This is a genomic window from Vibrio sp. KUL70 (genome assembly GCF_059725515.1).
Genome location: NZ_AP045834.1, coordinates 2695544 through 2720793, shown reverse-complemented (window position 1 = coordinate 2720793; position 25250 = coordinate 2695544). Strand labels below are relative to the sequence as shown.

The following is a 25250-nucleotide window of genomic DNA, read 5'->3' as shown; positions in this document are numbered from 1 at the left end:
GAAGCTAGGCTTTGTTGATCGCGTGATGAGTCTTATAGCTCGTCTTGTTTAAGTTCTTTTAGAACTTGGAAGATCTCGCGGTACGCTTTTGCCGGCTTACCCGCTTTTTTCTCTTTGTTTGCCTGACGCGCTAATTGACGTAGACGCTGACGGTCTGCTTCAGGGTGCGCTTCAACCACTTCAGAGATAGCTGTATCACCGTCTTCAACAATACGGTCGCGTAATTGCTCAAGCTTGTGCAGCTCAGCGGTTGCTTGAGAGTGTTTGTTACGAACTTTATCTAGAGCCGCTTGAATTGGCTCTGGATCTTCGTTGCGCATCACTTTACCGATGTACTGCAGTTGACGACGTTTCGCTTCATTTTTAAAGCGTTGTGCATCTTTAATCGCTTCCGCCAAATCTTCAGACAGAGGGAACTTCTCTAGTACAGAAGGCTTAAGCTCCACGAGTTCCTCGCCCAACTTTTGCAGCGCTTCCATGTCCTCTTTCATTTCCGTCTTACTTACCCAGATGATTTCTTCTTCTGGTTCCCACGGGGCTTTTTGGTTTTTGCGAGCCATCTTATTTGCCTATATCACTATCTCAATCGAATATATCCGCTATTTTAGCAAGAATCTTGGGGAGAAAGCGAAATTCTTGTTATCCTACGTAATATAGACCTTCAAAAATAGAATAGATATGGATGTAAAACAGCAAGTCGCTCAGCAACGTGTTGAGCTAGAAGCAGCAGTAGCAAAAGCGTTAGATATGGCTTCAGTCAGTGCCGATGCTGCAGAGGTGGCTATTACTAAATCAACAGGTTTGAGTGTCTCTACACGCATGTGTGAGGTTGAAAACGTTGAATTTAATAGTGATGGTGCCCTTGGTATTACTGTTTATCGCGGCCAACAAAAAGGCAGTGCATCTACATCTGATTTGAGCGAAAAGGCGATCGCCCAAACCGTGGCGGCGGCTTTAGATATCGCTCAATATACCTCTGAAGATCCTTATGCAGGGCCGGCTCCTAAAGAGTTCATGGTTAAAGAGATTCCAGACTTAGATCTGTTCCACCCTGATGAGCCAAACCCTGACTATGCGGCTGAAATCGCGATTGCGGCTGAGAAGCAAGCACTCGCGTACAGCGATAAGATCAAGCAAAGCGATGGTGCTAGCTACGATAGTCACTACGGCGTAAAGGTATATGGCAATAGCCACGGTCTGCTTGCAAGTTATGCTTCAAGCCGCCACAGCACGAGCTGTTGTGTGATTGGACAGGGCATTAATGGCGAAATGGAACGAGACTACAGCTACACCGTTGCACGTCACCGTGACGAGCTGTGGGCGCCTGAGCGTGTGGGTCAAGAAGCAGCAGAAAAGACCATTAGTCGTTTGGATGCTAAGAAGCTACCAACCGGTCAATACCCGATCATGTTTGCAGCCGATGTAGCAACGGGCCTCATCGGACACCTCGTTATGGCGATCAGTGGCGGCAACCTTTACCGTAAAGCGTCATTTTTATTGGATCACCTAGGCGAGAAAATCTTACCAGAATGGTTCAATATCTCTGAACGTCCCCATATCTTACGCGGCTTAGCGTCGAGCCCATTTGATAGTGAAGGTGTCTATACACAAGACCGTGAGATTATTACTGATGGTGTATTAGCGACTTACCTGCTGACTAGCTACGCGGCACGTAAGATGGATATGACGCCAACGGGCCATGCTGGTGGTATTCACAACTGGTTTGTTCAATCGACGGGGCAGAACTTCGAGCAAATGCTAAAAGAGCTAGGCACGGGTTTGCTTGTGACCGAAGTTATGGGGCAAGGCGTAAACACAGTAACGGGGGATTACTCTCGTGGAGCCGCAGGCTTCTGGGTTGAAAATGGTGAGATTCAATACCCAGTGTCTGAGGTGACGATTGCAGGTAATCTGAAAGATATGTTCAATCAGATTGTTGCGGTTGGTAGCGATGTAGAGACACGCTCACAGATTCAAACCGGCTCGATCTTGCTTGAGTCGATGAAAGTAGCAGGCGAGTAATACCAATCACATTTCGCAAATCTGAACAATTAAAAAGGGAGCCGCTGGCTCCCTCAGATTGCTGACGAACCCCACTTTTTGAAGTGGGGTTCTCTTTTTCGAGCGGCCGTAGGCCGCGATCGCGATATTTTTTTATTATGCGAAGTTTGGAAGAGCCCAACACTTAAATTGGCATCTAGACGCCATAATTTGACGTATTTGGGACATATTTAGCCCTATTTTTTGTAAATAGCTCACCACCAAGGCTATCTTCTTGATGTTTTGAGCGGCAGCTGCCAACCAACATTGCATTTGCACTTTCGAGAGCCCGCGGAAGCGGGCATAACGGTGACCATGGTGCTGCTTAGCGTCGGCGAAGCTCCGCTCTACCGTCTCACTTCTTCGCCTATACGTCTTTTTCCATAAGGTGAGAGCCGCATTTGGTTGGCTCTATCCATCGCGTCCGTATAGATGTGTCTTGTAATGACTTTCTTCATATTTTTACTTTGCGTACAGTCATCTCTCATTGGACAGAACGCACACTCTTTCGGGTCGGAGTGATACTCACGATACGCATCTCTAGACGTTGTTTTATAGATGAGCTCTTGACCGTTAGGGCAGCGGTAACTGTCTCGCTCTTCATTGTAGATGAAGTGCTTTTTCTTGAACGCATTCTTTGTTCTCGATGGTCTGCGATAACCGAACACGCCCAAGATATTTCGACGCTCTAATGACTCAGCGACTGGCGCAGTGAAGTAGCCCGCGTCGAGTCCAACGGCGATTGGATTAAGGTTAAATTGCTCTAGGGTATAGTCCAGACGCTTCACATAAGGTTGAGAGTCATTGATATTACCTGCTGTGACATGGGTATCTAAGATAATGCCATGCTGTCCATCCACTGTACGGTGGTCGAGATAGAAGAAGCCTTGGGGCTTATTATCTCGAGTCATGAAGCCACTTTCCGGGTCGGTAGTACTCGTTTTGGTGTTCTTAGTTTTAGGCTCAGCGGTACGTGACTTTAGAGGTTTCTTACCCTCTTTCTCTCGGTCTAGCGCGACATCTTCATCGAGCATATCAAGATAAGCACTGGCGCGAACCTTAGTCACTTTGTTCGTGTGCTTATTTTTGTTGGCATTGGCTTTTAGGTGCGTGCTGTCAGTAAATAGTTCTTGGCCTGCGACCAAACCTTTCGCCATTGCCTGCTCTACGATATTGATAAAGATACGCTCAAACACATCGGTACCATTAAAGCGGCGAATACGGTTTTGGCTGAGTGTCGATGCATGGATAACTTTCTCTGTCAGTGACATACGCAGGAACCATCGATAAGCGACATTGACTTCAATCTCTTTCACGAGTTGTCGCTCGCTTTTTTATTCCGAAGAGGTAACCAAGCAGGATGATTTTAAACAGGCGTACAGGGTCAACAGGTGGGCGACCGTTGTCTTTACAGTAGAGGTGAGCGACTTCATTACGGATAAACTCGAAGTCGATGGCTTTATCTATCTTACGAACTAAATGGTTCTGAGGAACGAGCTGTTCCATGGTGACCATTTCGAGTTCATATTGTTGAGGTGAAGGCTCTTGAAGCATAGTGAGATATCCATATTTCGATACCCCTATTAGATCAAAGGTCTAGCTTGAAAGCTAGACCTTTGTCAGCAGTCTGAGGGAGCCGCTGGCTCCCTTTGGTTATTTAGTGTCTAGACTTAAGCTTCTCGCTCAAAGCTGCCACTCATTCAGACTAGATGAGTATTGTTGCTAAGCCCAAGAATACCGATAGTCCAATCACGTCGGTCACGGTAGTCAGCGCCATACCTCCAGCCAGTGCTGGGTCGATATTCATCTTCTTCAGCATCACAGGGATGGTTACCCCAGCAATACCTGCCACGATTAAATTGGTCAGCATTGCCGCAGAAATGATCCCGCCAAGTATCCAGTTGCCTTTCCAAGCCACAACGATACCGCCGATGATGCATGCCCATAAGACACCATTGAGGAAACCGATCGCGGCTTCTTTTAGCAATAGCTCTCGCTTGTTACTGTCACCAATGTGACCAAGTGCTAGACCACGAATAACCAGAGCGACGGTTTGGTTACCTGCTACACCACCCATTGAAGGTACGATGGTCATCAGTACCGCAATGGCTGCCATTTGGTCGAGGGTTGCTTCAAACATATTCGAAACCGAAGCGGCTGCAAGGGCGGCTAACACGTTTGCACCAAGCCAGACACTACGACGACGTGCAGACTTTACGACAGGCGCGAAGGTATCTTCGTCATCGTCCATACCCGCCATACTCATCATTGAGTGCTCGGCATCTTCACGAATCACGTCAACCACGTCATCGATGGTGATACGACCGACAAGATGTTGGTTTTCATCAACAACTGGAGCCGATACCCAGTTACGACGCTCAAATAGGCTCGCGATATCGGAAGCGCTGGTTTCAACAGCGATCGCTTCATCAGCGTCATCCATCACTTCAGAAACAAGGGTTTCTGGTTGAGTGGTAATCAGTGTAGTTAGAGAAAGATTACCGATTAAACGCTCATCTTCATCAATCACGTATAGCGTGTCCGTCGCATCCGGCAGCTCACCGCGTATGCGTAGATAGCGCAGAACGACATCGACGTCGACATCACCACGAATGGTGATTACGTCGGTGTTCATCAATGCACCAGCAGAGTCCTCTGGATAAGACAGCGCAGTCTCGACCAAGGCTCGGTCTGCTGAGTCCATCTGTGATAGAACTTCACGAGAAACATCATCGGGCAGGCTTCGAAGTACGTAGGCGACGTCATCGGTCTCCATCCCTTCGGTTGCCTCTGCGAGCATCTCTGGTGCCATTTTCGACACCAACGCATCCTTAACGTCTTCGTTCAGCTCATCAAGAATTTCACCGTAGTCTTCAGGATCGGTAAGTTGCCAAAGTACATCACGACTCTTGCGAGGGGAGGCTTCTAAAAGGTGCGCAATATCTTCAGGCTCCATGTCCTGAAGTTGTCGACGTACGTGAACAAATCGGCCGTTTTCAAGGGCTTCGCTGACTTCTTGGAGGGTTTGGTGAGCTTGGTCAAATTCAAATTGCTCTGCCATGTTTTCCTCCTCTTCTCATTATTCTATGGATGTTAGGAATAGTAACTTAATTCTACGACGTAGTTAAATCATTAACTTATGGAGAACTAAGATTTAGGCTTGGTAGGCGTTGGAAGGCGAGGCTGTGGTGGGGCATTGCCCGGTTTCAGTTACTCGCCTTCGTCAAATTTATCTTCGATTAGGTGGCAGACAGCATCAAGTGCCTGTTGAGCATCGTCGCCTTCAGCTTGAATGCGAATGTGCTGACCTTGCGCAGATTCAAGCATGAGTAATCCCATAACACTGTCTGCTGTCGCGCTTTTCTCATCTTCACTATGAATGGTCAAAGTGGCATTGAAGCTCTGGGCAAGCTCGACCAGTTTTACTGCTGCGCGAGCATGAAGCCCCAAACGGTTTTGAATGAGTACAGTGCGGGTCAATTCCATGATTTAGGCCTGTTGGTTTTTTTCTAATGAAGCGTGTCGAATCTGTACTTGGTGGCCCAGTTGGTCAAAGTATTCACCGATCTTTTGAGTCAGGTAGACAGAGCGGTGCTTACCACCAGTACAACCAATTGCTACCGTTAGGTAACTGCGATTGTTCTTTTCTAACATTGGCAACCATTGCTCGACAAAACCTTGAATCTGCTGCTTCAGTTCGATCACTTCCTGGTGTTTTTCTAGGAAAGAGTGAATCGGAGCATCAAGTCCAGTCAGCGGTCTGAGATCTGGCTCCCAGTGAGGGTTTGGCAGGAAACGAACATCAAACACATAGTCTGCATCGCTAGGTAAACCGTATTTAAAACCAAAGGATTGAAAAACAATAATCAGCTCTTGCTTCTCTTTGCCTTCAACTTTAAGGCGTACCTGCTCACTCAATTCGTAGAGGTTGCAATTACTACTATCAATCAAAATATCGGCTTGGTCAGCCAGTGGAGAAAGCAGCTGCTTCTCGAGGTTGATGGCTTGTTCTAGAGAGAGTTTATCGTCACCCAGAGAAAGTGGGTGGATGCGGCGCGTTTCGCTATAGCGCTTGAGCAGTGTTTGTTTGCTTGCATCTAAAAACAGCACGCTAACATCAATATTGGCGGCATCTTCTAATTGAGCCAGTGTCTCTGTGACAAGATGAGGTTCTTTAGGCAGGTTGCGTATATCGATGCTTACTGCAACGTTTTGATTGATCTCTTTGACTGACTCAACGAAGTTACCGAGCAGGTTAACAGGTAAGTTATCAACACAGTAATACCCGAGATCTTCAAGAACTCGCAATGCAACGCTTTTGCCAGCGCCTGATTGACCACTAACTACGATAAGGCGCATGTTATTGCTCGCAAGTCGGCACTTGGATCATAATGTCGTAAAGCTCTTGATCGCTTTGTGCATTGCGCAGTTGTTTCAGCGTTTGCTTATCGTTGAGTCGTTCTGCCATGCAAGAAAGCGTTTTAAGATGCTCTTTGCATTGCTCGCTAGGAACCAAAAGTGCAAATAGCAGATCAACAGGGCGGTTATCGATCGCATCAAACTCGATAGGGTCTTGGCACTGTAATAGAACAGCGATCGCTTTGTCGCTGACATTCATACGAGCATGGGGAATAGCGATACCATTTCCGATGCCAGTACTGCCCATTTTCTCTCGACTCAGCATGCACTCGAACAACTCTGTTGAGTCTTGACCACAGCTCTCGGCTGCGATTTGGCTGATGATTTCTAGAGCTCTTTTCTTGCTTGTGCATTGAACTGCACTTTTGGTGCAGTCCAATGAAAGTACTTCGCTTAATTGCATGTTAGTGACTACTTAGCTTTTCTTTGTGCTTGTTGAGTTGGCGAACGAGTTTATCAACTAATGAATCAATTGCAGCATACATATTTTCATCGGTAGCTGTCGCATGAATATCGCCTTGATTGACATGAAGCGTTGCTTCCGCAATCTGATTGATTTTCTCAACTTTCAATACGACTTGAACGTTATTAATGTGCTCAAAAAAGCGTTCAAGCTTTTCAAATTTGGTGTGAACATAGTCTTGCATTGAATCGGTAAGATCAACGTGATGGCCTTGAATATTGATTTGCATAGACTTTCCTTTTCAGTTAGTGCCCTATAGCAGGCGTTTACGCTGACTCGAAGGGGCAATGCCTAAAGATTCACGGTATTTTGCTATGGTTCTTCTAGCTACCTGAATTCCTTGGTCAGCCAGTAAAGCAGCAATCTTGCTGTCGCTGAGTGGTTTCGCTGTGTTTTCAGCAGCCACCAGTTTCTTAATCAGCGCACGAATTGCTGTTGATGAACACTCTCCGCCGTTGTCTGTGCTGACATGACTAGAGAAGAAGTATTTCAGCTCAAAAATGCCTCGTGGTGTGTGCATGAACTTCTGTGTCGTAACACGAGAAATTGTGGATTCATGCATGTCGACTGCAAGAGCGACGTCATTCAACACCATAGGCTTCATGGCTTCTTCACCATGTTCGAAGAAATCGTGCTGATGTTCAACAATGCATCGCGCAACTTTGAGTAGGGTCTCATTTCGACTCTCTAGGCTCTTAATTAGCCATTTTGCCTCTTGCAAGTTGGAGCGAATGTATTGGTTGTCAGCACTATTGCCTTTACTGCCTAAGTCGGCGTACTGCTGGTTCACTTTCAGCTTTGGTACGCTATCTGGGTTGATGGTGACTAACCACTTACCTAGATCTTTAAACACCGATACATCAGGGACAACATACTCGGTTTCATCCGGGGTAATTTTGCTGCCTGGTCTCGGGTCTAGTTGCTGTATAAGCTGCAGAACTTCACGTAGCTCTGCTTCTTTAAGCTTGGTTTCTTTGATGATCAGTTTGTAATCACGATTGCCTAACTGGTCGATGTGGCTAGTAAGTACTAACTTTGCCTCTGTCAGCCACGGAGTATCTTCAGGGAATGTCGCCAGTTGAAGTAGCAAACAGTCTTGCAAGTTCAGCGAGCCCACGCCGAGCGGATCGAACTGTTGAATACGTTTTCGAACGGCTTCAATCTCGTCGAGTTCAATCTCTTCGTTGTCGAAGCTTTCAAGGATCTCTTCACTCGAAACAGTCAGGTAGCCGTAGTCGTCAATTGCATCAATTAACGCTAATGCAATAGTACGGTCAGTTTCTGAAAATGGCGTAAGGTCTAATTGCCACAATAGGTAATCTTGCAGGCTTTGTGTTGTCTCACCTTGGTAAACCGGCATATCATCGTCGATCGCAATACCAGTATTACCAGTGTTAGCACTGTACACATCTTCCCAAGTAGTATCGATTTCTAAGTCGTTGCCAATTTCTGACTTTTCAATCAGATCGGAACTGTCAGGTAAGTCTGGTTCAGCAGTGGCCTCTGCTGTTTCTTTCTCGTCACGGCTAGGTTTTTCTTCAGAGTTTGTAGGGGCGTCATCATTCCCCTCTTCTACGTCGAGAAGTGGGTTTGATTCCAAAGCCTCTTGAATCTCTTGTTGCAAATCCAACGTAGACAACTGCAACAAACGGATCGCTTGTTGTAGCTGTGGGGTCATTGCTAATTGCTGGCCTAGCTTAAGTTGTAATGAGGGTTTCATTCAGTATTACTTACCTAGTTATTATTCTTAGAATTTTCGATACGCTCTATATAATCATAGACGGAATTGTTCGCCTAGATAAACTTGTTTCACTTGTTCGTTATTGAGAACATCCTCCGGTGAACCTTCGGCGATCAAGTGCCCTTGGCTCACAATATAAGCCTTTTCGCACACGTCTAATGTTTCACGAACGTTGTGGTCAGTGATCAAAACGCCAAGACCGCGATCACGCAAGTGCTCGATGATTTTCTTGATATCAATAACTGAGATCGGGTCAACACCCGCGAAAGGTTCATCGAGCAGAATAAACTGAGGATTCGCAGCCAGAGCGCGAGCAATTTCAACACGACGTCGCTCACCACCAGACAGTGCCATACCGTTACTGGTGCGAATGTGTTGAATATGGAACTCTTCAAGCAGGTCTTCGAGTTTATCTTGGCGCTCTTCTGGCGTTAATTCCTTACGTGTTTGCAGTACCGACATGATGTTGTCTTCAACGGAAAGCTTGCGGAAGATAGACGCTTCTTGCGGTAGATAACCGATACCCAAACGTGAACGGCTATGCATCGGTAGGATACTGATGTCGTTATCATCGATGCTGATGGTGCCTTCATCACGCGCAACCAGACCAACGATCATGTAGAAAGAGGTGGTTTTGCCAGCACCGTTAGGGCCCAGTAAGCCAACGATTTGTCCAGACTCGACTTGCAGGCTCACGTCTGTTACGACCTTACGTTTGCTGTAGGTCTTCGCCAGGTTTTGTGCTTTTAAGACTGCCATAGTTAATTGTTCACTTGTGCTGGTTGAAGAACGGTTGAAACACGCTCATTTTCATCGCTGTCAGCAACCAGTTTTTGTGAGGAGATCTGATAGGTGATCTTGGAACCACGAATTAGGTTTCCGTCTTGAGATAGCTGCGCTTCTTTGGTCATGATGAGCTTGTCTGTACTCAACTTATAGTTCAGCTCGAACGCCTGTCCGTTTAACGTTTTACCATCGTCGGTAAGCTGTGAGAAAAGCGCTGGTTTACCAAAACCTTGAATCGCTTCGATTTCACCGCTGCTTGCATTACGCGTAACGATGATTTTGTCAGCGTTAATATTAATGCTGCCTTGCTTTAGTTTTACATCGCCTTCAAACGTAACCTTGTTGCTCTTCATGTCGAGTTGTTGGCTGTCTGAATCGATATAAACAGGTTGCTCTGTATCTGATGACAGAGCAAGGGCGTTTGGCGCTGCAAACGCAAAAGCAAGTAAACTAAGGTGTAAGAGTTTCATATCTACCTTGAACATTTTCAAAGAGGGTTGCAGTGTTGCTATCGAAGTTGCCCTTCATAGCTTGTCCCTCAGTTTCAAATAATGGGCCGATCAGACGAACTGTGCTTTCAGAGTGAAAGTCTCGGCTAGTGAGCTCAACAACTAACTTATCCATAGTCATGTTGTCGAAGCTGGCTTCTGGTAATAGGTTTTTCACTATTACATTATCATAAAGTGTTAACGTTTGGTCGTCGTCGAGTACTGCACGCCTTGCGGTCATCTGCCATTCGATTGTGTGACCATCACGAAATACGGAGAGCACCGGGTTTTCAAACAGGGTATTGCCACTTTTTGAGTAGTGCTCTAGGTGGTTTGATTCAATTTGATAGCTACGAATACCTTCTTGGTCATAGCTGATATTATCTAGATTCCTGCCGCTGAACACGGGCAACTCCAGATTTGGAGCTACCTGAATGGCGGTGTCTTGCTCTTTGTCATACAGGTAATAAGCTGACCAAGATGCAATAAACAACAGTATTAAATAGATAATACGGGTTAAACTCATATGCTTAGACCTTTGTGCACGTCTAGCTCATCCCTTGCTTGTAAAATAAGGTCGCAAACTTCACGCACGGCTCCGTGACCACCTTTGATATTGGTTACGTAGTTTGCTCGTTGCACGAGTAGCGGGTGACCATCCGCGACACACACTTTCAATGCCACTTTTTCCATCACTGGCCAGTCAATCAGGTCATCACCAATGTAGCCAGTATGCTCTGGAGCGATATTCAGTTTATCGCAGATATCTTGATAAGCTTTAACCTTGTCGTCTTGACCTTGATAGATCAGCTTAATACCGAGAGCTGTCATGCGGTTTTCGACGATTTGTGATTGACGCCCGGTAATGATGGCGATTTCAATCCCTGCATTCATTAAAGACTTAATGCCGTAGCCATCGCGGGTATGAAAGGTCTTAAGCTCTTCACCTTGGTTACCCATGTAAACAAGACCATCAGAAAACACGCCGTCTACATCACAGATTAGCAGCTTTATCTCTTTCGCGATCTGAAAAACGTCAGCATCGACAGAACCGTAAAGTGTGGCAACAGTTTGAGTCATTACATTACTCCTGCTTTCAGTAGGTCGTGCATGTTAAGCGCGCCAACCAGCATTCCATTTTGGCAAAGCATCAAACCGTTGATGCTCTTCTCTTGCATCAAGTTAAGACCTTCGACTGCCAACATGTTTGGATCGGCCACGGTTGGGTTTTGCGTCATCACATCACCAATTTGAGTCGTATGTATATCGATGCGTTTGTCTAAGATTCTGCGTAAATCCCCATCGGTAAATATACCGAGCATTTTATCTTGTTCATCGACAACTGCGGTCATACCTAAACCTTTCTGGGAGATCTCAAGTAGAGCATCACGAACAAGTGCATTGGGAGCTACTTTAGGCAGTTCATCACCGGTATGCATAATATCTTCCAGCTTCAATAACAGCTGGCGACCGAGTGCTCCACCTGGATGCGACAGCGCAAAGTCTTCCGCTGTAAAGCCACGCGCTTGCAGTAGTGCGACAGCCAGAGCATCACCCATTACTAGTGTAGCGGTTGTACTGCTGGTTGGTGCCAAACCAAGCGGGCATGCCTCTTCAGGTACAGTTATTTGAAGATGGATATCTGACAGGGTCGCCATGTTCGACTTTGGTTTGCCTGTCATACTGATGATTTTGATGTTTAAGCGTTTTAGCACTGGAAATAGGCTAAGAATCTCATCTGATTCGCCAGAGTTGGAGATCGCTATTACGATATCGCCCGATTCGACCATGCCCAAATCACCATGTGCGGCTTCACCTGGATGAACAAAAAACGCGGAGGTGCCAGTGCTCGCCAGTGTCGCAGCAATCTTATTGCCGATGTGTCCTGATTTACCCATTCCCATTACAACCACTTTGCCCTGGTTGTTGAGGATGAGATCACAAGCGCGACAAAAGTCGTCATTAAAGTACTGGTCAAGTTGATTGAGGCCAGCAACTTCAATCTCTAATACTTGTTTAGCAACACTACGGTAATCGAATGATTGAGACATCAGATACTCCAGAGTCTTATAAAAGGAATGCTTGGTTTGTGATTACGCTGACATGTTCATCAGCAGGTAGCCTTGGTATGCCAAGAAGCAAACCACAAGTGCGCCACCTTCAATGCGGTTGACACTGCGTGATTTGCCAAGCGCCATAACAACCAACAGCAGAGAAACACCGAGCATGACCCAGAAGTCACGACCCATTGCTAACTCGCTTAGAATAGAAGGGTTTAGGATGCCAGGGATACCCATAACCGCAAGGATGTTAAATACGTTAGAACCGATAATGTTACCGACAGCCATGTCATCTTCGCCCTTCATTACGCCTGCAAGTGAAGCTGCTAATTCAGGAAGGCTAGTGCCGACAGCGATAATGGTTAGACCGATAACAAGGTCACTCATGCCGAAGTATTTCGCAATAATAACCGCGTTGTTAACCAACATATCTGCAGAAATAGGCAAAACAATCAGACCAACAATCACCCACATAACGGCTTTGATGTTACTAACACCTTGAGGAATTTCAGACTCTTGTTCTTCGATAAAGGCATCGCCGTTGCTTTTTTCGCGGCGGCTGATCTGCAACATTGCAAATAAGAATGCTGCAAACAGTACGAACAGCAGAATACCTTCGTAGAAGCCCAGGTAGCTATCCCACAGAAGCGCACCGGCCAGCAATGTGACACCAATCATCAAAGGCAGTTCACGGCGGATTACTGCAGAGCTAATAGAGAGCGGCTTAATCAGTGCTGTAATGCCCAGAATTAGCGCGATGTTGGCGATGTTTGAACCAAGCACGTTACCTACGGCAGTGTCCGTTTTTCCGTCAAGTGCTGCGGTTGCAGAAACCATCATTTCAGGGGCAGAAGAGCCCATTGCAAGAATCGTCATACCGATAACTAGGGGAGAGATTCCGAAGTTGCGAGCCAATGCCGCAGCACCGTAAACCAGTTTATCTGCACTCCACACCAAAAAACCTAGGCCGATAATAAGAAACGCAATCGCTTCAAGCATGATGATTCCTAAAAATTAATAAAAAATGGACAATTAACCGCTAATTTTGACGTGTTGCTAGATAAAAGGGAAGTCACGGATACAATTAATTCTGACTAAGTTGTAAAGAAAGTGCATTTGTAGGGATATTTCTCAATAGTTTCAATTCTCTGCTTAATGTTTTGATTTACTATAATTAATTGAACAGTGCTTTTAATTCTCATTCAGACTACTTATCATGAGCACAATTATTGGCGTTTTTTAGAGCAAGGACATAACAAAAGCATGCTAAAGAATGAGCTTGTGAAAGTTAAGAACCTCAGCTTTTCTCGAGGGGAGCGAGTGATTTTCGATAATATCGATCTCGAAGTTCCTCAAGGAAAAGTAACGGCCATCATGGGACCATCGGGCATCGGTAAAACGACGTTGTTGCGCTTAATTGGTGGGCAGCTCTCTCCAGATCAAGGTGAAATTTGGTTTGATGGTGACAACATTCCGAGTTTATCGCGACGTAAGCTTTACCAAGCTCGTAAAAAAATGAGCATGTTGTTCCAGTCAGGGGCACTTTTTACTGATCTTAATGTCTTCGATAACGTTGCTTTTCCGCTGCGTGAACACACTGAATTGGATGAGTCTCTGATTCGCACCATTGTGCTGCTTAAACTTGAGGCTGTTGGACTGCGTGGTGCAGCGCAGTTAATGCCGAGTGAGTTGTCTGGCGGTATGGCAAGGCGTGCGGCGCTAGCAAGAGCAATCGCTCTCGATCCCGACCTCATTATGTACGATGAACCCTTTGTTGGTCAGGACCCTATCACTATGGGTGTATTGGTTGAGCTTATTCGTAATCTTAATCAAGCGTTAGGTCTCACCTCAATTGTGGTATCGCACGATGTGCCAGAGGTGATGAGCATTGCTGATTGGGTTTACCTACTCGCCGATGGCAAAATTATTGCGAAAGGGACACCTGAAGAGCTGCGACAAAATGCCGATCCACGAGTACAGCAATTCTTGAATGGTGAAGCGGATGGCCCAGTTCCGTTTCGTTTCCCAGCCCAAAGTTTAGAGAAGGATCTATTCTAGATGTTTGTAAATTATATCGCTGGAGTCGGTCGCCGAGCATTAGCGATGTGCGAAGCATTTGGTCGCGCAAGTTTGATGTTGTCGGGTGCTTTTTTCGGTATTCCGCGCTTAAAAAACTTCCCGCTATTGGTGAAGCAGTTATATAGCGTAGGAGTTCAGTCACTGGCGATCATCGTCGTCTCTGGACTGTTTATCGGTATGGTACTCAGCTTACAAGGCTACGTGGTACTGATTGATTATGGTGCAGAAGGTAACCTCGGCCAGATGGTCGCTTTGTCACTGCTGCGTGAATTGGGTCCGGTAGTGACAGCGCTGCTTTTTGCAGGGCGAGCAGGTTCTGCTTTAACGGCTGAGATTGGCTTAATGAAGGCAACCGAGCAGATCTCTAGCCTCGAAATGATGGCAGTAGACCCACTAAAGCGCGTGATCGCACCGCGGCTTTGGGCTGGCCTTATTTCAATGCCACTGTTGGCTATGATTTTTATGGCGGTTGGTATCTGGGGCGGTCAACTGGTTGGTGTGGATTGGAAAGGCATTGATCACGGTAGCTTCTGGTCAGCGATGCAGTCTTCAGTTGAGCTAGGACGAGATATTGGCAACAGCATGATCAAATGCATGGTGTTCGCAATTACCGTCACTTGGATTGCTCTGTTTAATGGCTATGACGCAATACCAACCTCGGAAGGTATTAGCCGTGCAACCACTCGTACCGTGGTGCACTCTTCTCTAGCAGTATTAGGGCTAGATTTTGTTCTTACAGCATTGATGTTCGGGAATTAATCATGCAACAAACTCGAAAATTAGAATTATGGGTCGGTAGCTTTGTTATCGCGGGAATTTGCGCAATCTTAATCATGATCTTTCAAGTCGCTGACGTGAAAGGGCTAGGTTCCAACCATACTTACACACTAAAAGCGACGTTCGATAATATCGGTAGCTTGAAAGTTCGCTCTCCGGTGAAGGTTGGTGGCGTTGTTGTTGGCCGCGTGAACAGCATTCAGCTAGATACAGAAAGTTATCTACCTGTCGTCGAGCTATCGATTGATGCGAAATATGACCAGTTTTCAGAAACGTCAAGTGCACAGATTTTGACATCAGGTTTGATTGGTGAGCAGTACATCAGCCTAGTGCCCGGCTTTGTCTTTGGAGATGAAGAGATGTTGGTTGACGGTGATGTTATCGAAGACACCAAATCTGCATTAGTATTAGAAGATCTAATTGGCCAAGTGCTTTACAGCGTTGGCGGCTCTGACGAAGCGACAACTGAGGAATAGATTCATGTTAAAAAGAGTGTTTATGATGGTCGTGGCTGTGATCTTTGCGACTAATGTTGTAGCCAAAGAGAATATTGACCAAACACAGCCTTATCAAATGATGACCCAGGTTTCTGAGGTGGCATTTAACCGTCTCAAGGTAGAGCAAGAGAGCATCAAACAAGACCCAGAGTTGTTGAAGGTGATTGTTGAAGAAGAGCTGATGCCTTATGTCAACGCACAGTACGCAGCACTAAAACTATTGGGACCAAATCTGAAAGGTGCCAAGAAAGATGACGTACTCGTCTTCATTGACGCGTTCCGTGAATACCTTGTTTCTTCTTACGCTCAAGTGCTGACACAATACACGGACCAAACTATTCAGTTTGGCCCAGAGCCAAATATCAAACCTGATAGCCGTATTACCAGCATCAAAGTCGACATCATTGATTCGCCAAGACCGAACATCAAACTTGAGTTTAAGCTGCGTAAAGATAAGAAAACCGGTGAGTGGAAAGCCTTTGATATGGTGGCTGAAGGGATCAGTCTACTCTCGAGTAAGCAATCAGAGTGGAACACTAAGATTCGCCAACAAGGGATTCTTTCCGTGGCTAAAGAATTAGAGCAGCTAGCGGCACAACCTATCCGTTTTGAGAGCTCAAAAAAATGAGTCAAACGCAATGGAGCGAGCTTAGCTCGGTCGAATTTCAGCTAAGTGGTGATTTAGACCGCGACAGTGTGCCTGCAATTTGGCGCACATTAAAGGCATGGAAAACGACAGAATCTCGCGTGCAAGTGAACCTCAACACGGTTGAGCGTATCGATTCATCAGGAATGGTGATGCTAATTCACTTAATAGAGCATGCAAAAAATCAAAACTGTCATATAATGCTCAGTTTCGTGCCAGAACAATTACGAACGTTGTTCCAATTGAGCAATATCCAGCCAATGATGGCAGAACACTTAAAAGATTAGGCAGGAGCTATTTGTGGACAGCACAAAAGTACAAGAATTATTAGCAGAGGCACTTAACCTTCAAGAGATTATCGTGAAGGGCGAAGGTAGCCATTACGAAGTTGTTGCAGTGGATGCATGTTTTGACGGCATGAACCGCGTTAAGAAGCAGCAACTGATCTACGGCCCACTAATGGAGTACATTCAACGCAATGACATCCATGCTCTTTCTATCAAGGCATACACGCCAGAAGAGTGGGAACGTGATAAGAAACTGATGTCACTTTAAGGTTTATGATGGAAAAGTTTCGAGTTATTGGATCGGATCAGCCGTTAAACGGTGAAGTGACGATCTCTGGTGCAAAAAATGCTGCACTACCTATTTTGTTTGCTTCAATTTTGGCAGAAGAGCCAGTTGAAGTAAGTAATGTTCCTCACCTACGTGATATCGACACCACGATGGAGCTACTTAAGCGCCTAGGTGCAAAAGTGTCTCGTAACGGGAGCGTACATGTCGATGGTAGCGAAATTAACGAATTTTGCGCACCGTATGATCTAGTAAAAACAATGCGTGCTTCGATTTGGGCTTTAGGGCCACTAGTGGCGCGTTTTGGTCAAGGCCAAGTATCACTGCCTGGTGGTTGTGCGATTGGTGCTCGTCCGGTGGATCTCCATATTCACGGTTTGGAGCAGCTAGGTGCCGAGATCACTCTAGAAGACGGCTATGTAAAAGCGAATGTTGATGGTCGTCTAAAGGGCGCGCACATCGTAATGGATAAGGTGAGCGTTGGTGCGACCATTACCATTATGTGTGCAGCAACATTGGCAGAAGGCACCACTGTACTTGATAACTCAGCGCGTGAGCCTGAGATTGTCGATACTGCGGAATTCCTAAACAAGCTAGGTGCGAAGATTTCTGGCGCAGGTACAGATACCATCACAATCGAAGGTGTTGAACGCCTTGGCGGTGGTAAGCATGCTGTAGTTGCCGACCGTATCGAGACGGGCACTTTCCTAGTAGCAGCGGCTGTGTCGGGCGGTAAAGTGGTTTGTCGCAATACTAGCGCGCATCTACTTGAAGCGGCTCTTGCTAAGCTTGAAGAAGCGGGTGCTAAGATTGAAACCGGCGAAGATTGGATCAGCCTTGATATGACTGACCGTGAGCTGAAAGCAGTTAAGATTGTAACGGCTCCGCACCCGGGCTTCCCAACTGATATGCAGGCTCAGTTTACGCTGCTAAACATGATGGCGAAGGGCAGTGGCGTGATTACTGAAACGATTTTCGAAAACCGTTTCATGCACATCCCTGAACTACAGCGTATGGGCGCAAAAGCTGAGATTGAAGGTAATACTGCGATTTGCTGTGAGACTGAAAAACTGAGCGGTGCTCAAGTGATGGCAACTGACCTGCGTGCATCAGCAAGCTTAGTGATTGCTGGCTGTATCGCGCAAGGGGAAACCATTGTTGACCGTATTTATCACATCGATCGTGGCTACGATAAGATTGAAGATAAGTTATCGGCCCTTGGTGCTAACATCACGCGTTTTCGTGAATCGAGCTAAGCCTCGATATCACGACGTATGACGAGATAATAAAAAAGAAAGTCGAAACTTTGGTTTCGGCTTTTTTATTGTATTTTGCCGCTTACGACTCTGTTACCATCATGCGTAATAAAAACAGACCTAGTTAAGCGGTTGTTGAGGAACAAAATGATAGCAATATTACGTATTTTCGCTGTAGCAATATTTGCGATTTTGATGTTTGTGTTTGGTTGTGGTTACTGCTTGTTAAGCCCACGCAATCCAAAGCACGTATTTACTTTCGGCCGTTACTTTGGCCGTATGTCGAAGATTTTCGGTATCACTCTGGACTTACGTATTCCAGAAGACGCGTACTCTCGTGGTCAACATGTCTATATTGCCAATCACCAAAACAACTGGGATCTATTCACAGTTTCTTCTGCCGTTACACCTAAAGTGGTTACGGTTGGTAAGAAGAGCTTAGCTTGGATGCCACTGTTTGGTCAGCTCTACTGGCTAACGGGTAACATCCTAATTGACCGTGCCAACCGTAGCAAAGCCGTTGGTACTATCGATCAAGTTGTAAATAACCTTAAAGGTAGCGATGTATCGGTGTGGATGTTCCCTGAAGGAACTCGCTCTCGTGGTCGTGGCCTATTACCATTTAAAACCGGTGCGTTCCACGCCGCAATTGGTGCTGGCTTACCAATTATCCCAATCGTATGTAGCTCTACAGGCGGAATCAAACTGAACCGTTGGAATAATGGTCACGTTATCGTAGAGATGCTGCCACCAGTCAGCATCGAAGGTTTTGATAAGTCGAATGTGCGTGAGCTAGCAAATGAGTGCCGCGAGCAGATGAAAGCAAAACTGGCAGAGCTTGATGAAGAAGTGAAAGCTCTCAACAGCAAGTAATACCAATCTCTTTAGCGTTTTTCAGATATTAAAAAAGGTTGCCACGACGGCAACCTTTTTTGTATCTGGTCGAAACTATTTGCGAACGGCGATAGCTTCGATTTCGATACCAACATCTTTAGGAAGACGTGCTACTTCAACACATGAACGTGCAGGGTAGTTTGCAACGCCGTGCTCGTCGAAGAACTTACCGTAAACTTCGTTTACTGTGCCGAAGTCGTTAAGATCTTTAACGAATACCGTTAGCTTAACAATGTCTTTTACTGTTAGGCCAGACGCTTCAACAACGGCTTTAACGTTTTCTAGAGATTGACGAGCTTGTTCTGCGATGTCAGAAGACACTTCACCAGTAGCTGGGTTTACTGGGATTTGACCTGAAGTCAGTACCATGTTGCCTAGGTCAACGCCTTGTACGTATGGGCCGATTGCTGCTGGAGCTGATTCTGTGTGAAGTACTTTAGTCATTATAGGTTCCATCATTTTATTAGATAAAAATCGAAATTCAGTGTGCCTTCAAAGCGGCATGAGGTAAAGAATAAAATACCCCGCTCAGGCGAGGTATTTCATAGTTTTCATATTCTTTACGTGCTACAAGGAGGTGTTATCTCTCTGTAACGATCTCGCGAGAGAAGACCTTTTCACAGTATTTGCACTTTAAGCGAATATCGTCATTTTTTTCAAAGATCTTAAAGCTGCTCTCAACCGGCTCATTATGAGTAATGCAGTTGGTATTTGGGCATTCAAATACATCGTTGATCTGGTCTGGCAGCTCTAGAGCCAGCTTCTTTACTACTTCGTATTCTTCAATCTGGTTCACGGTTGCGTGCGGCGCGTAAAGTGCTAGCTTGTTCGCTTGCTCTTCTGTCACGAACACATTCTCAATTTTCAGTAGGTCTTTGCCACCTAGAGCAGAAGAAGGAAGGTTAAGGCCGATAGTCACGCGCTGGTGAGAGTTATGCAGATCAAACAGCTTTAATACCTTGATACCCACGTTTGCTGGAATATGGTCGATTACCGTGCCGTTTTTGATCGCTTCAACTTTTAACTGAGTTCCTTTAGACATGATATCTCTCCTATTACAGCGTTTCGTTAAGAACAAGGGCGAGCAGTGCTTCACGTGCGTAAACACCATTCTCAGCTTGCTGGAAGTAGTAAGCGTGTGGCGTTTTATCGACGTCGATAGTGATTTCATCGACGCGTGGTAGCGGGTGAAGGACCTTAAGGTTTTCTCTTGCCCCTTCAAGTAGCGCAGCCGTTAGGATGTAAGCCGACTTAATATGTGCGTACTCAGACTCATCGAAACGCTCTTTCTGCACTCGTGTCATGTAGAGAACATCCAGTTCTGGGATCACCGAGTCCATATCAGTCAGAAGTTGGTACTCAATGTCAGCCTCGTCTAACTCTTCACAGATGTAGTCTGGCATGGCTAGAGCTTCAGGAGCGATGAAGTAGAAACGGATGTTATTGAACTTAGCCAAAGCTTGAGTCAGTGAGTGAACGGTACGGCCGTACTTTAGGTCGCCGACGAACGCGACGTTAAGGTTATCAAGACGGCCTTGTGTTTCGGCGATAGAGAATAGGTCTAAAAGCGTTTGCGTTGGATGTTGGTTAGCACCGTCACCTGCGTTAATTACCGGCACGCCGTTAGAGAACTCAGAAGCCAGTCGTGCTGCACCTTCTTGAGGATGGCGCATCACATAAGCGTCTACATATGAAGAGATAACTTGTACAGAGTCAGCTAGGGTTTCACCTTTCTTCGCTAGAGAGGTGTTACCGCCGCTATCAAAACCGATCACGTCGCCCCCGATACGTTGGATCGCCGTTTCGAAAGAGAGACGAGTTCGTGTTGAAGGTTCAAAGAAACAACTCGCGACAACTTTGTTTTTTATCAGCTCAGGATTCGGCTCCGCTTTTAGCTGACCAGCTGTTTGAACAATCAATTCTAGCTCTTCACGAGAAAGCTCTGGAATTGAGATGATGTGCTTTTTATAGAGCGAGTTCGCCATGATCTTCTTCCCCACAATAATGTAATGACCATAAAAAAGCCCCCCATAATGGGAGGCTTTAAAAAGAGGTTTCTGAGCAGAATAGACGACCTTGTAAGCCAGCCAGCTTACGTGCAATATTCAACGATGTCATAATATTGATAGGTGTCATTTTCACTACTCTCAGACAAATTGCCGAGAATTATACGCTTTCAATTTGTGAGCGCAAGCGATTACATCAACCTTTTATTGTTATGATATTAATGGCCTATCCAAGCGTAGCAACCATCACCGCTTTGATGGTGTGCATGCGGTTCTCTGCTTCATCAAAGACAATCGAGTAATCTGACTCAAAGACTTCATCGGTCACTTCCAATCCATTCATACCGTACTTATCAGCGACTTGCTGACCAATTACAGTTTCGTTGTTGTGGAATGCAGGTAAGCAGTGCATAAACTTCACTTGTGGGTTTCCAGTAAGCTTAATCACATCCATATTAACTTGGTAAGGTTTCATCACCGCAACACGCTCATCCCAAGCTTCCGGTGATTCACCCATAGAGACCCATACATCAGTGTATAAGTAGTCACAACCTTTTACACCTTCAGGTACGTCTTCCGTTAAGGTGATTTTCGCGCCTGTTGTTTGTGCGATAGCTTGGCACTCTTCAACCAACTGTTCTTCTGGCCAGAAGGCTTTCGGCGCAACGAGGCGAATGTCCATACCCATCTTTGCTGCGCCAACTAGTAGCGAGTTACCCATGTTGTTACGTGCATCGCCTAGGTAAGCAAAGCTGATTTGGTGCAGTTGTTTTCCGCGACCATGTTCTAGCATAGTCAGGAAGTCCGCCAAGATCTGAGTTGGGTGGAATTCGTCAGTAAGGCCATTCCAAACGGGAACACCCGCGTAGGCACCTAGGTCTTCAACAATACTCTGACCAAAGCCACGATATTCAATGCCGTCGTACATACGACCCAGTACTCGAGCCGTATCTTTCATTGATTCCTTTTGACCGATCTGGGAACCAGATGGCCCGATGTAAGAGACTTGAGCTCCTTGATCAAACGCGGCAACTTCAAAGGCACATCGAGTACGAGTAGAGGCTTTTTCAAAGATCAGTGCGATGTTTTTACCGAGCAGTTTTTTCTGTTCAGTACCTGCATACTTAGCTTTCTTTAGATCTGCTGACAGATCCAGTAAGAATTGAATCTCTTTTGGAGTAAAGTCGAGCAATTTTAGAAAGTTACGATTGCGAAGATTAAAAGCCATATCTCGCTCCTTGAGCAAATAGAATCAATGAAGGCTTTAGTTAAACATAAAAATGCTATATTTGTGAATATTTATTTTGTTAATTTGATAAAAAAGGCCAGCACATATTGGCAGACCTTTTAAGAAGGGAAGGGAGGAGGTTGAAATTAGATGCCGTCGCGCTCGATTGGGCAACTCATACAACGAGCCCCACCACGTCCACGACCTAATTCATTACCAGGAATTGTCAGAACCTCGATACCGGCTTTGTCATACTTCTCATTAGTATAAACGTTGCGTTCGTAACCAATCACTGTGCCTGGTTTTACTGTTAGAACGTTGTTCGCGTCGTTCCACTGCTCACGCTCCGCTTCATAGTTGTCACCACCTGTCGTGATGATCTTCAGTTGATCTAGACCTAGCGCGCCTTCGATTGCTGACAAGTAGTTATCCGCTTTCTCAACACGCATCTCACCATTCTCTTTTGGCGTGAGGCGCCATGTATCAAGATCTTTGCGCACGATCTCTGGGTATACAGAGAAGGTATCAATATCCATGTGTGTCATTACGGTATCTAAGTGCATGCACGAACGGTGTTTAGGCAGATCGATCGCGATAACTTCTTTTGCTTGGCCTGACTTGAATAGGCTCGCAGCAAGGTTTTCTACACCTTGTGGCTTAGTTCGCTCGGAGATACCGATAAGAACCGCGCCTTTACCAATCACTAATACGTCACCGCCTTCAATATTGGCATTGTCGTAGTGAAGGTCTTCGTCGCCAAAGTACTTAATGAAATCTTGGCCCGCGAACACTGGGTGCCAGCGGTAGATAGCACGCAGGTGGTTAGTTTCACGCTGACGCGCTGGTTTCATCATTGGGTTAAGTGACACACCACCATATACCCAGCAAGAGGTGTCACGGGTAAATAGGTGGTTTGGTAACGGCTCAATCACAAAATCTAACGGGCGATGCATCTTTGGCAGCATCGACGATGAAGCAATTGGCAGTTCTGAATAAGCCAAACCGCCAAGCAAGATAGTGGCGAGGTGTTCGTTATCCATTTGTGCTAAGTAGTTTCTTAGGTCGCGCGCAAAGGTTGGGCCGTAGCGGAAATCTGAAATTTGGGTATTGAGTAGCCACTCACGAGCTTCAGAAACATCCAGTGTTTCGACCAATAGGTCGTGCAGCAATAACACCTCGACACCTTGGTTGCGAAGTGTTGATGCGAAGGCATCGTGTTCTTCACCCGCAGCTTCAACCGCTAGTACATCATCAAAAAGAAGTTCGTGACAGTTTGAAGGGGTGAGGTGGGTGAGTGCTCTTTCTGGTCGATTTAATAGAACTCGTCTTAATTGACCGACTTCGGAGCCAACGTACAGCTTACTCATTTTGCATCCTTACTTTTAATCCAGCGTCTATTTATGACAAGCTTGATCGCATTATGCAAGCTCAGTGAAAGATAGAAAAAATAGGTTATTTGGTTATATTTGGATGAAAATTCTGCTATTTATCTGCATTTGTTGTTTTTTGGCTATTTTCCACGCTGAGAGGCAAATCATCGATTTCTGCGTTTCTATGCTGCTATTGAACTAGGGAATAGAAATTAAAATCAGTGTATAGTGACTTTTTATTCATTAATATGCACTTTAATTGAATAGAGCGAAATCTTATGCAAGTCACGGAAATTGTATGTATGCATTCACAGTGATTAATCAGGCATTTCGAATCAAGTACAACTTGAATTGCCGATAAAATGAAATGCTAAAAGCGCTTTTGGTTAATAATATGTTGAATATTTGTTTCTGTGATTGCGATTTTACTTTTGGCTCTGTTTGAGTGTCTTTAATAAGGGATAAAGTTTGCTGTTGCCCGATGATCTAGGTGGCTTTTCTGCGCGATCCATGCCATATTTCGTGGCAATCAAATTTGATCCTTTCATAGTCAACACTCTGGAGCAGAAACATGTCTCACGAAGATGAATATCTATCAGTAGAAGAATTAATTGAGATTCAAAAGGAAGAGACTCGCGATATCATTGCAGCATTGATCGAAGACGGTAGCGATCCTGATGCACTTTACGAAATTGAGCACCACCTATTTGCTGAAGATTTCGATGTACTTGAGAAAGCGGTTGTTGAAGCGTTCAAGATGGGCTTTGAAGTATTAGAGGCAGAAGAGACAGAAGACGAAGATGGCAACAAGCTGCTTTGCTGCGATGCGACTATGCAGTCGGCTCTTAATGCAGAAGCGATTGACGAGCAAGTTGAGAAGCTGGTTAATCTAGCGGAAAAATTTGACATCATTTACGACGGTTGGGGCACTTACTACGAAGGCGAAGATGCTATCTACCCACAAGATGATGAAGACGAAGAGTAATCTCGTTACTGAATTGAAAAATACCAGCATATAATTGCTGGTATTTTTTTGTCCGTATAAAAATCAATGTCTTTATGTGCGTGTATTCATTATAATGCGGTCAAAATTGATCTAGCTCAAGGAATGATATGCGGTTGCTACTTGATGGTCTTTGGCAAATATCGCCACTTACCGATCTCTCTATTCCCCAAGACGACATTACTTTCCCAGCACCGCTGAGCGCAAGACTGCCAGATACGCTGAGTGAAGAAGAGATTGCGGCTCAAGAGTGGCATTTGATGCACGACATCGAAGTCGATGACGCAATGTTGGCGTGTCCTTTGGTTGAGCTAGTGATGGCTGGCGTCGACTACTTTGCCGAGGTTCGCCTTAATGGTGTGGCCGTGTTCGATTGTGACGGCAGTCAGGAAGAATACCGCAAAGATATCCGCCCATATATGCAATCAGGCCGTAATCGCTTTGAGATCTTATTCCTTGAGGAAGAAGAAGGGTTATTGTTGGAAGAGGACATGGAAGAGGCCGCGCTAACAACGCCTGTTGTTAAATCTGATTCACGTATTGGGATTTGGCAGGCTCCTTACTTGCAGTTTGTTCGCCATACCAAACTAGAACAGGTGGTTACAGAGCAGATCTGGCACCATGGTGGTGGCTGTGAGTTCAAGGTCGATGTGATTTATCAGACACTCAAATCTGGGTTAGTGTCAGCATCGATCAAATTCAATGGGATGACATTAGTGATGCCGATTGATGTGCGGGCTGAACACACCGGTGTGGTTTTTCAGGTTGAAGCGCCAGTGATATTTGACATCAATAAGCCCAACCCTAAGCACTTGTATGAGTTAGAGGTTGAGCTTGATGGACAAAAAGAGAGCTCTTTTGTTGCTCTTAACCCAGCTTCTTGTGTGAGCAACTTTCTGCGCTAATCTCGATAGGAGGTAACTT

29 protein-coding genes and 1 pseudogene are annotated in these 25250 nt (G+C 45.6%); 11 read left to right on the top strand and 19 right to left on the bottom strand.

Features of this window, described 5'->3' with window-relative positions; genetic code table 11:
• Positions 1-32: 32 nt before the first annotated feature.
• Positions 33-560: a ribosome biogenesis factor YjgA gene (gene yjgA, locus AC6I7V_RS12150; protein ID WP_255229824.1), complete on the bottom strand. Its 528-nt coding sequence runs from the start codon at positions 558-560 to the stop codon at positions 33-35.
• Positions 561-678: 118 nt separating this feature from the next.
• Here yjgA and pmbA point away from each other — a divergent pair, with 118 nt between their 5' ends.
• Positions 679-2022: a metalloprotease PmbA gene (pmbA, locus tag AC6I7V_RS12145; RefSeq protein ID WP_498010949.1), complete on the top strand. Its 1344-nt coding sequence runs from the start codon at positions 679-681 to the stop codon at positions 2020-2022.
• 135 nt (positions 2023-2157) lie between these two features.
• Here the strand turns inward: pmbA and AC6I7V_RS12140 are convergent.
• The 13 genes and pseudogenes from AC6I7V_RS12140 to AC6I7V_RS12080 form a co-directional block, all read right to left on the bottom strand.
• Positions 2158-3594: pseudogene (locus AC6I7V_RS12140) on the bottom strand (IS1182 family transposase).
• Positions 3595-3745: 151 nt separating this feature from the next.
• Complete coding sequence (gene mgtE, locus AC6I7V_RS12135; protein ID WP_255229827.1) at positions 3746-5101, bottom strand: magnesium transporter; 1356 nt, start codon at positions 5099-5101, stop codon at positions 3746-3748.
• A gap of 149 nt (positions 5102-5250) precedes the next feature.
• Positions 5251-5526: an HPr family phosphocarrier protein gene (locus AC6I7V_RS12130; protein WP_150893324.1), complete on the bottom strand. Its 276-nt coding sequence runs from the start codon at positions 5524-5526 to the stop codon at positions 5251-5253.
• A gap of 3 nt (positions 5527-5529) precedes the next feature.
• Positions 5530-6399 (bottom strand): RNase adapter RapZ, encoded by an 870-nt coding sequence (gene rapZ, locus AC6I7V_RS12125; protein ID WP_498010948.1) that lies wholly within the window; start codon positions 6397-6399, stop codon positions 5530-5532.
• Position 6400: 1 nt separating this feature from the next.
• On the bottom strand, positions 6401-6862 hold the full coding sequence (gene ptsN / locus AC6I7V_RS12120; protein WP_032553273.1) for a PTS IIA-like nitrogen regulatory protein PtsN: 462 nt from the start codon (positions 6860-6862) through the stop codon (positions 6401-6403).
• A 1-nt stretch (position 6863) separates the two neighbouring features.
• Positions 6864-7151, bottom strand: coding sequence for a ribosome hibernation promoting factor (gene hpf, locus AC6I7V_RS12115; protein ID WP_032553272.1), 288 nt, complete (start codon positions 7149-7151; stop codon positions 6864-6866).
• A 24-nt stretch (positions 7152-7175) separates the two neighbouring features.
• Complete coding sequence (locus AC6I7V_RS12110; protein WP_255229829.1) at positions 7176-8642, bottom strand: RNA polymerase factor sigma-54; 1467 nt, start codon at positions 8640-8642, stop codon at positions 7176-7178.
• 54 nt (positions 8643-8696) lie between these two features.
• A complete protein-coding gene (lptB, locus tag AC6I7V_RS12105) occupies positions 8697-9422 on the bottom strand; it encodes an LPS export ABC transporter ATP-binding protein (protein WP_032553270.1) in 726 nt (241 codons plus the stop codon).
• A 2-nt stretch (positions 9423-9424) separates the two neighbouring features.
• Complete coding sequence (gene lptA, locus AC6I7V_RS12100; protein WP_498010947.1) at positions 9425-9919, bottom strand: lipopolysaccharide transport periplasmic protein LptA; 495 nt, start codon at positions 9917-9919, stop codon at positions 9425-9427.
• Positions 9900-10463 carry an LPS export ABC transporter periplasmic protein LptC gene (gene lptC, locus AC6I7V_RS12095; RefSeq protein ID WP_255229832.1) on the bottom strand — a complete coding sequence of 188 codons (564 nt, stop codon included), beginning with the start codon at positions 10461-10463 and terminating at the stop codon, positions 9900-9902. The genes lptA and lptC overlap by 20 nt, the downstream gene beginning before the upstream one ends.
• Positions 10460-11017 carry a 3-deoxy-manno-octulosonate-8-phosphatase KdsC gene (kdsC, locus tag AC6I7V_RS12090; RefSeq protein WP_255229833.1) on the bottom strand — a complete coding sequence of 186 codons (558 nt, stop codon included), beginning with the start codon at positions 11015-11017 and terminating at the stop codon, positions 10460-10462. Before kdsC ends, lptC begins: the two co-directional genes overlap by 4 nt.
• Positions 11017-11988 carry an arabinose-5-phosphate isomerase KdsD gene (gene kdsD / locus AC6I7V_RS12085; RefSeq protein WP_255229834.1) on the bottom strand — a complete coding sequence of 324 codons (972 nt, stop codon included), beginning with the start codon at positions 11986-11988 and terminating at the stop codon, positions 11017-11019. The genes kdsC and kdsD overlap by 1 nt, the downstream gene beginning before the upstream one ends.
• 42 nt (positions 11989-12030) lie before the next feature.
• Positions 12031-12996, bottom strand: coding sequence for a calcium/sodium antiporter (locus AC6I7V_RS12080; protein ID WP_255229835.1), 966 nt, complete (start codon positions 12994-12996; stop codon positions 12031-12033).
• Between the two features lie 264 nt (positions 12997-13260).
• On the opposite strand from AC6I7V_RS12080, the gene mlaF reads away from it, so the two are divergent.
• The 8 genes from mlaF to AC6I7V_RS12040 all read left to right on the top strand — a co-directional run bounded on the left by mlaF (position 13261) and on the right by AC6I7V_RS12040 (position 18698).
• Positions 13261-14055, top strand: a complete 795-nt coding sequence (gene mlaF / locus AC6I7V_RS12075; RefSeq protein WP_498010946.1) for a phospholipid ABC transporter ATP-binding protein MlaF — start codon at positions 13261-13263, stop codon at positions 14053-14055.
• On the top strand, positions 14056-14835 hold the full coding sequence (gene mlaE / locus AC6I7V_RS12070) for a lipid asymmetry maintenance ABC transporter permease subunit MlaE (protein WP_498010945.1): 780 nt from the start codon (positions 14056-14058) through the stop codon (positions 14833-14835). It begins immediately after the preceding gene.
• Between the two features lie 2 nt (positions 14836-14837).
• Positions 14838-15329 carry an outer membrane lipid asymmetry maintenance protein MlaD gene (gene mlaD / locus AC6I7V_RS12065; RefSeq protein WP_498010944.1) on the top strand — a complete coding sequence of 164 codons (492 nt, stop codon included), beginning with the start codon at positions 14838-14840 and terminating at the stop codon, positions 15327-15329.
• Between the two features lie 22 nt (positions 15330-15351).
• Positions 15352-15978 (top strand): ABC transporter substrate-binding protein, encoded by a 627-nt coding sequence (locus tag AC6I7V_RS12060; RefSeq protein WP_420833805.1) that lies wholly within the window; start codon positions 15352-15354, stop codon positions 15976-15978.
• Positions 15975-16283: an STAS domain-containing protein gene (locus tag AC6I7V_RS12055; protein ID WP_255229840.1), complete on the top strand. Its 309-nt coding sequence runs from the start codon at positions 15975-15977 to the stop codon at positions 16281-16283. Before AC6I7V_RS12060 ends, AC6I7V_RS12055 begins: the two co-directional genes overlap by 4 nt.
• Positions 16284-16296: 13 nt before the next feature.
• Positions 16297-16551, top strand: a complete 255-nt coding sequence (gene ibaG / locus AC6I7V_RS12050; protein ID WP_032553259.1) for a BolA family iron metabolism protein IbaG — start codon at positions 16297-16299, stop codon at positions 16549-16551.
• A gap of 8 nt (positions 16552-16559) precedes the next feature.
• Entirely contained in the window at positions 16560-17825 is a 1266-nt protein-coding gene (murA, locus tag AC6I7V_RS12045) for a UDP-N-acetylglucosamine 1-carboxyvinyltransferase (RefSeq protein ID WP_498010943.1), read from the top strand.
• Between the two features lie 147 nt (positions 17826-17972).
• Positions 17973-18698, top strand: a complete 726-nt coding sequence (locus AC6I7V_RS12040; RefSeq protein WP_255229844.1) for a 1-acylglycerol-3-phosphate O-acyltransferase — start codon at positions 17973-17975, stop codon at positions 18696-18698.
• 75 nt (positions 18699-18773) lie between these two features.
• Here the strand turns inward: AC6I7V_RS12040 and AC6I7V_RS12035 are convergent, their stop codons facing one another.
• The 5 genes from AC6I7V_RS12035 to arcA all read right to left on the bottom strand — a co-directional run bounded on the left by AC6I7V_RS12035 (position 18774) and on the right by arcA (position 23320).
• Positions 18774-19163, bottom strand: coding sequence for a RidA family protein (locus tag AC6I7V_RS12035; protein WP_285353316.1), 390 nt, complete (start codon positions 19161-19163; stop codon positions 18774-18776).
• A gap of 136 nt (positions 19164-19299) precedes the next feature.
• Entirely contained in the window at positions 19300-19761 is a 462-nt protein-coding gene (gene pyrI / locus AC6I7V_RS12030) for an aspartate carbamoyltransferase regulatory subunit (protein WP_032553254.1), read from the bottom strand.
• Between the two features lie 13 nt (positions 19762-19774).
• On the bottom strand, positions 19775-20704 hold the full coding sequence (gene pyrB, locus AC6I7V_RS12025; protein ID WP_498010942.1) for an aspartate carbamoyltransferase: 930 nt from the start codon (positions 20702-20704) through the stop codon (positions 19775-19777).
• A 247-nt stretch (positions 20705-20951) separates the two neighbouring features.
• Complete coding sequence (locus AC6I7V_RS12020) at positions 20952-21953, bottom strand: ornithine carbamoyltransferase (protein ID WP_498010941.1); 1002 nt, start codon at positions 21951-21953, stop codon at positions 20952-20954.
• Positions 21954-22099: 146 nt separating this feature from the next.
• Positions 22100-23320: an arginine deiminase gene (gene arcA / locus AC6I7V_RS12015; RefSeq protein ID WP_032553249.1), complete on the bottom strand. Its 1221-nt coding sequence runs from the start codon at positions 23318-23320 to the stop codon at positions 22100-22102.
• 574 nt (positions 23321-23894) lie between these two features.
• On the opposite strand from arcA, the gene rraB reads away from it, so the two are divergent.
• Together rraB and AC6I7V_RS12005 are read left to right on the top strand one after the other, a co-directional pair.
• Positions 23895-24308, top strand: a complete 414-nt coding sequence (gene rraB, locus AC6I7V_RS12010) for a ribonuclease E inhibitor RraB (RefSeq protein ID WP_032553248.1) — start codon at positions 23895-23897, stop codon at positions 24306-24308.
• Between the two features lie 128 nt (positions 24309-24436).
• Positions 24437-25231, top strand: a complete 795-nt coding sequence (locus tag AC6I7V_RS12005; RefSeq protein ID WP_498010940.1) for a glycosyl hydrolase 2 galactose-binding domain-containing protein — start codon at positions 24437-24439, stop codon at positions 25229-25231.
• The last annotated feature ends 19 nt before the right edge of the window (positions 25232-25250 follow it).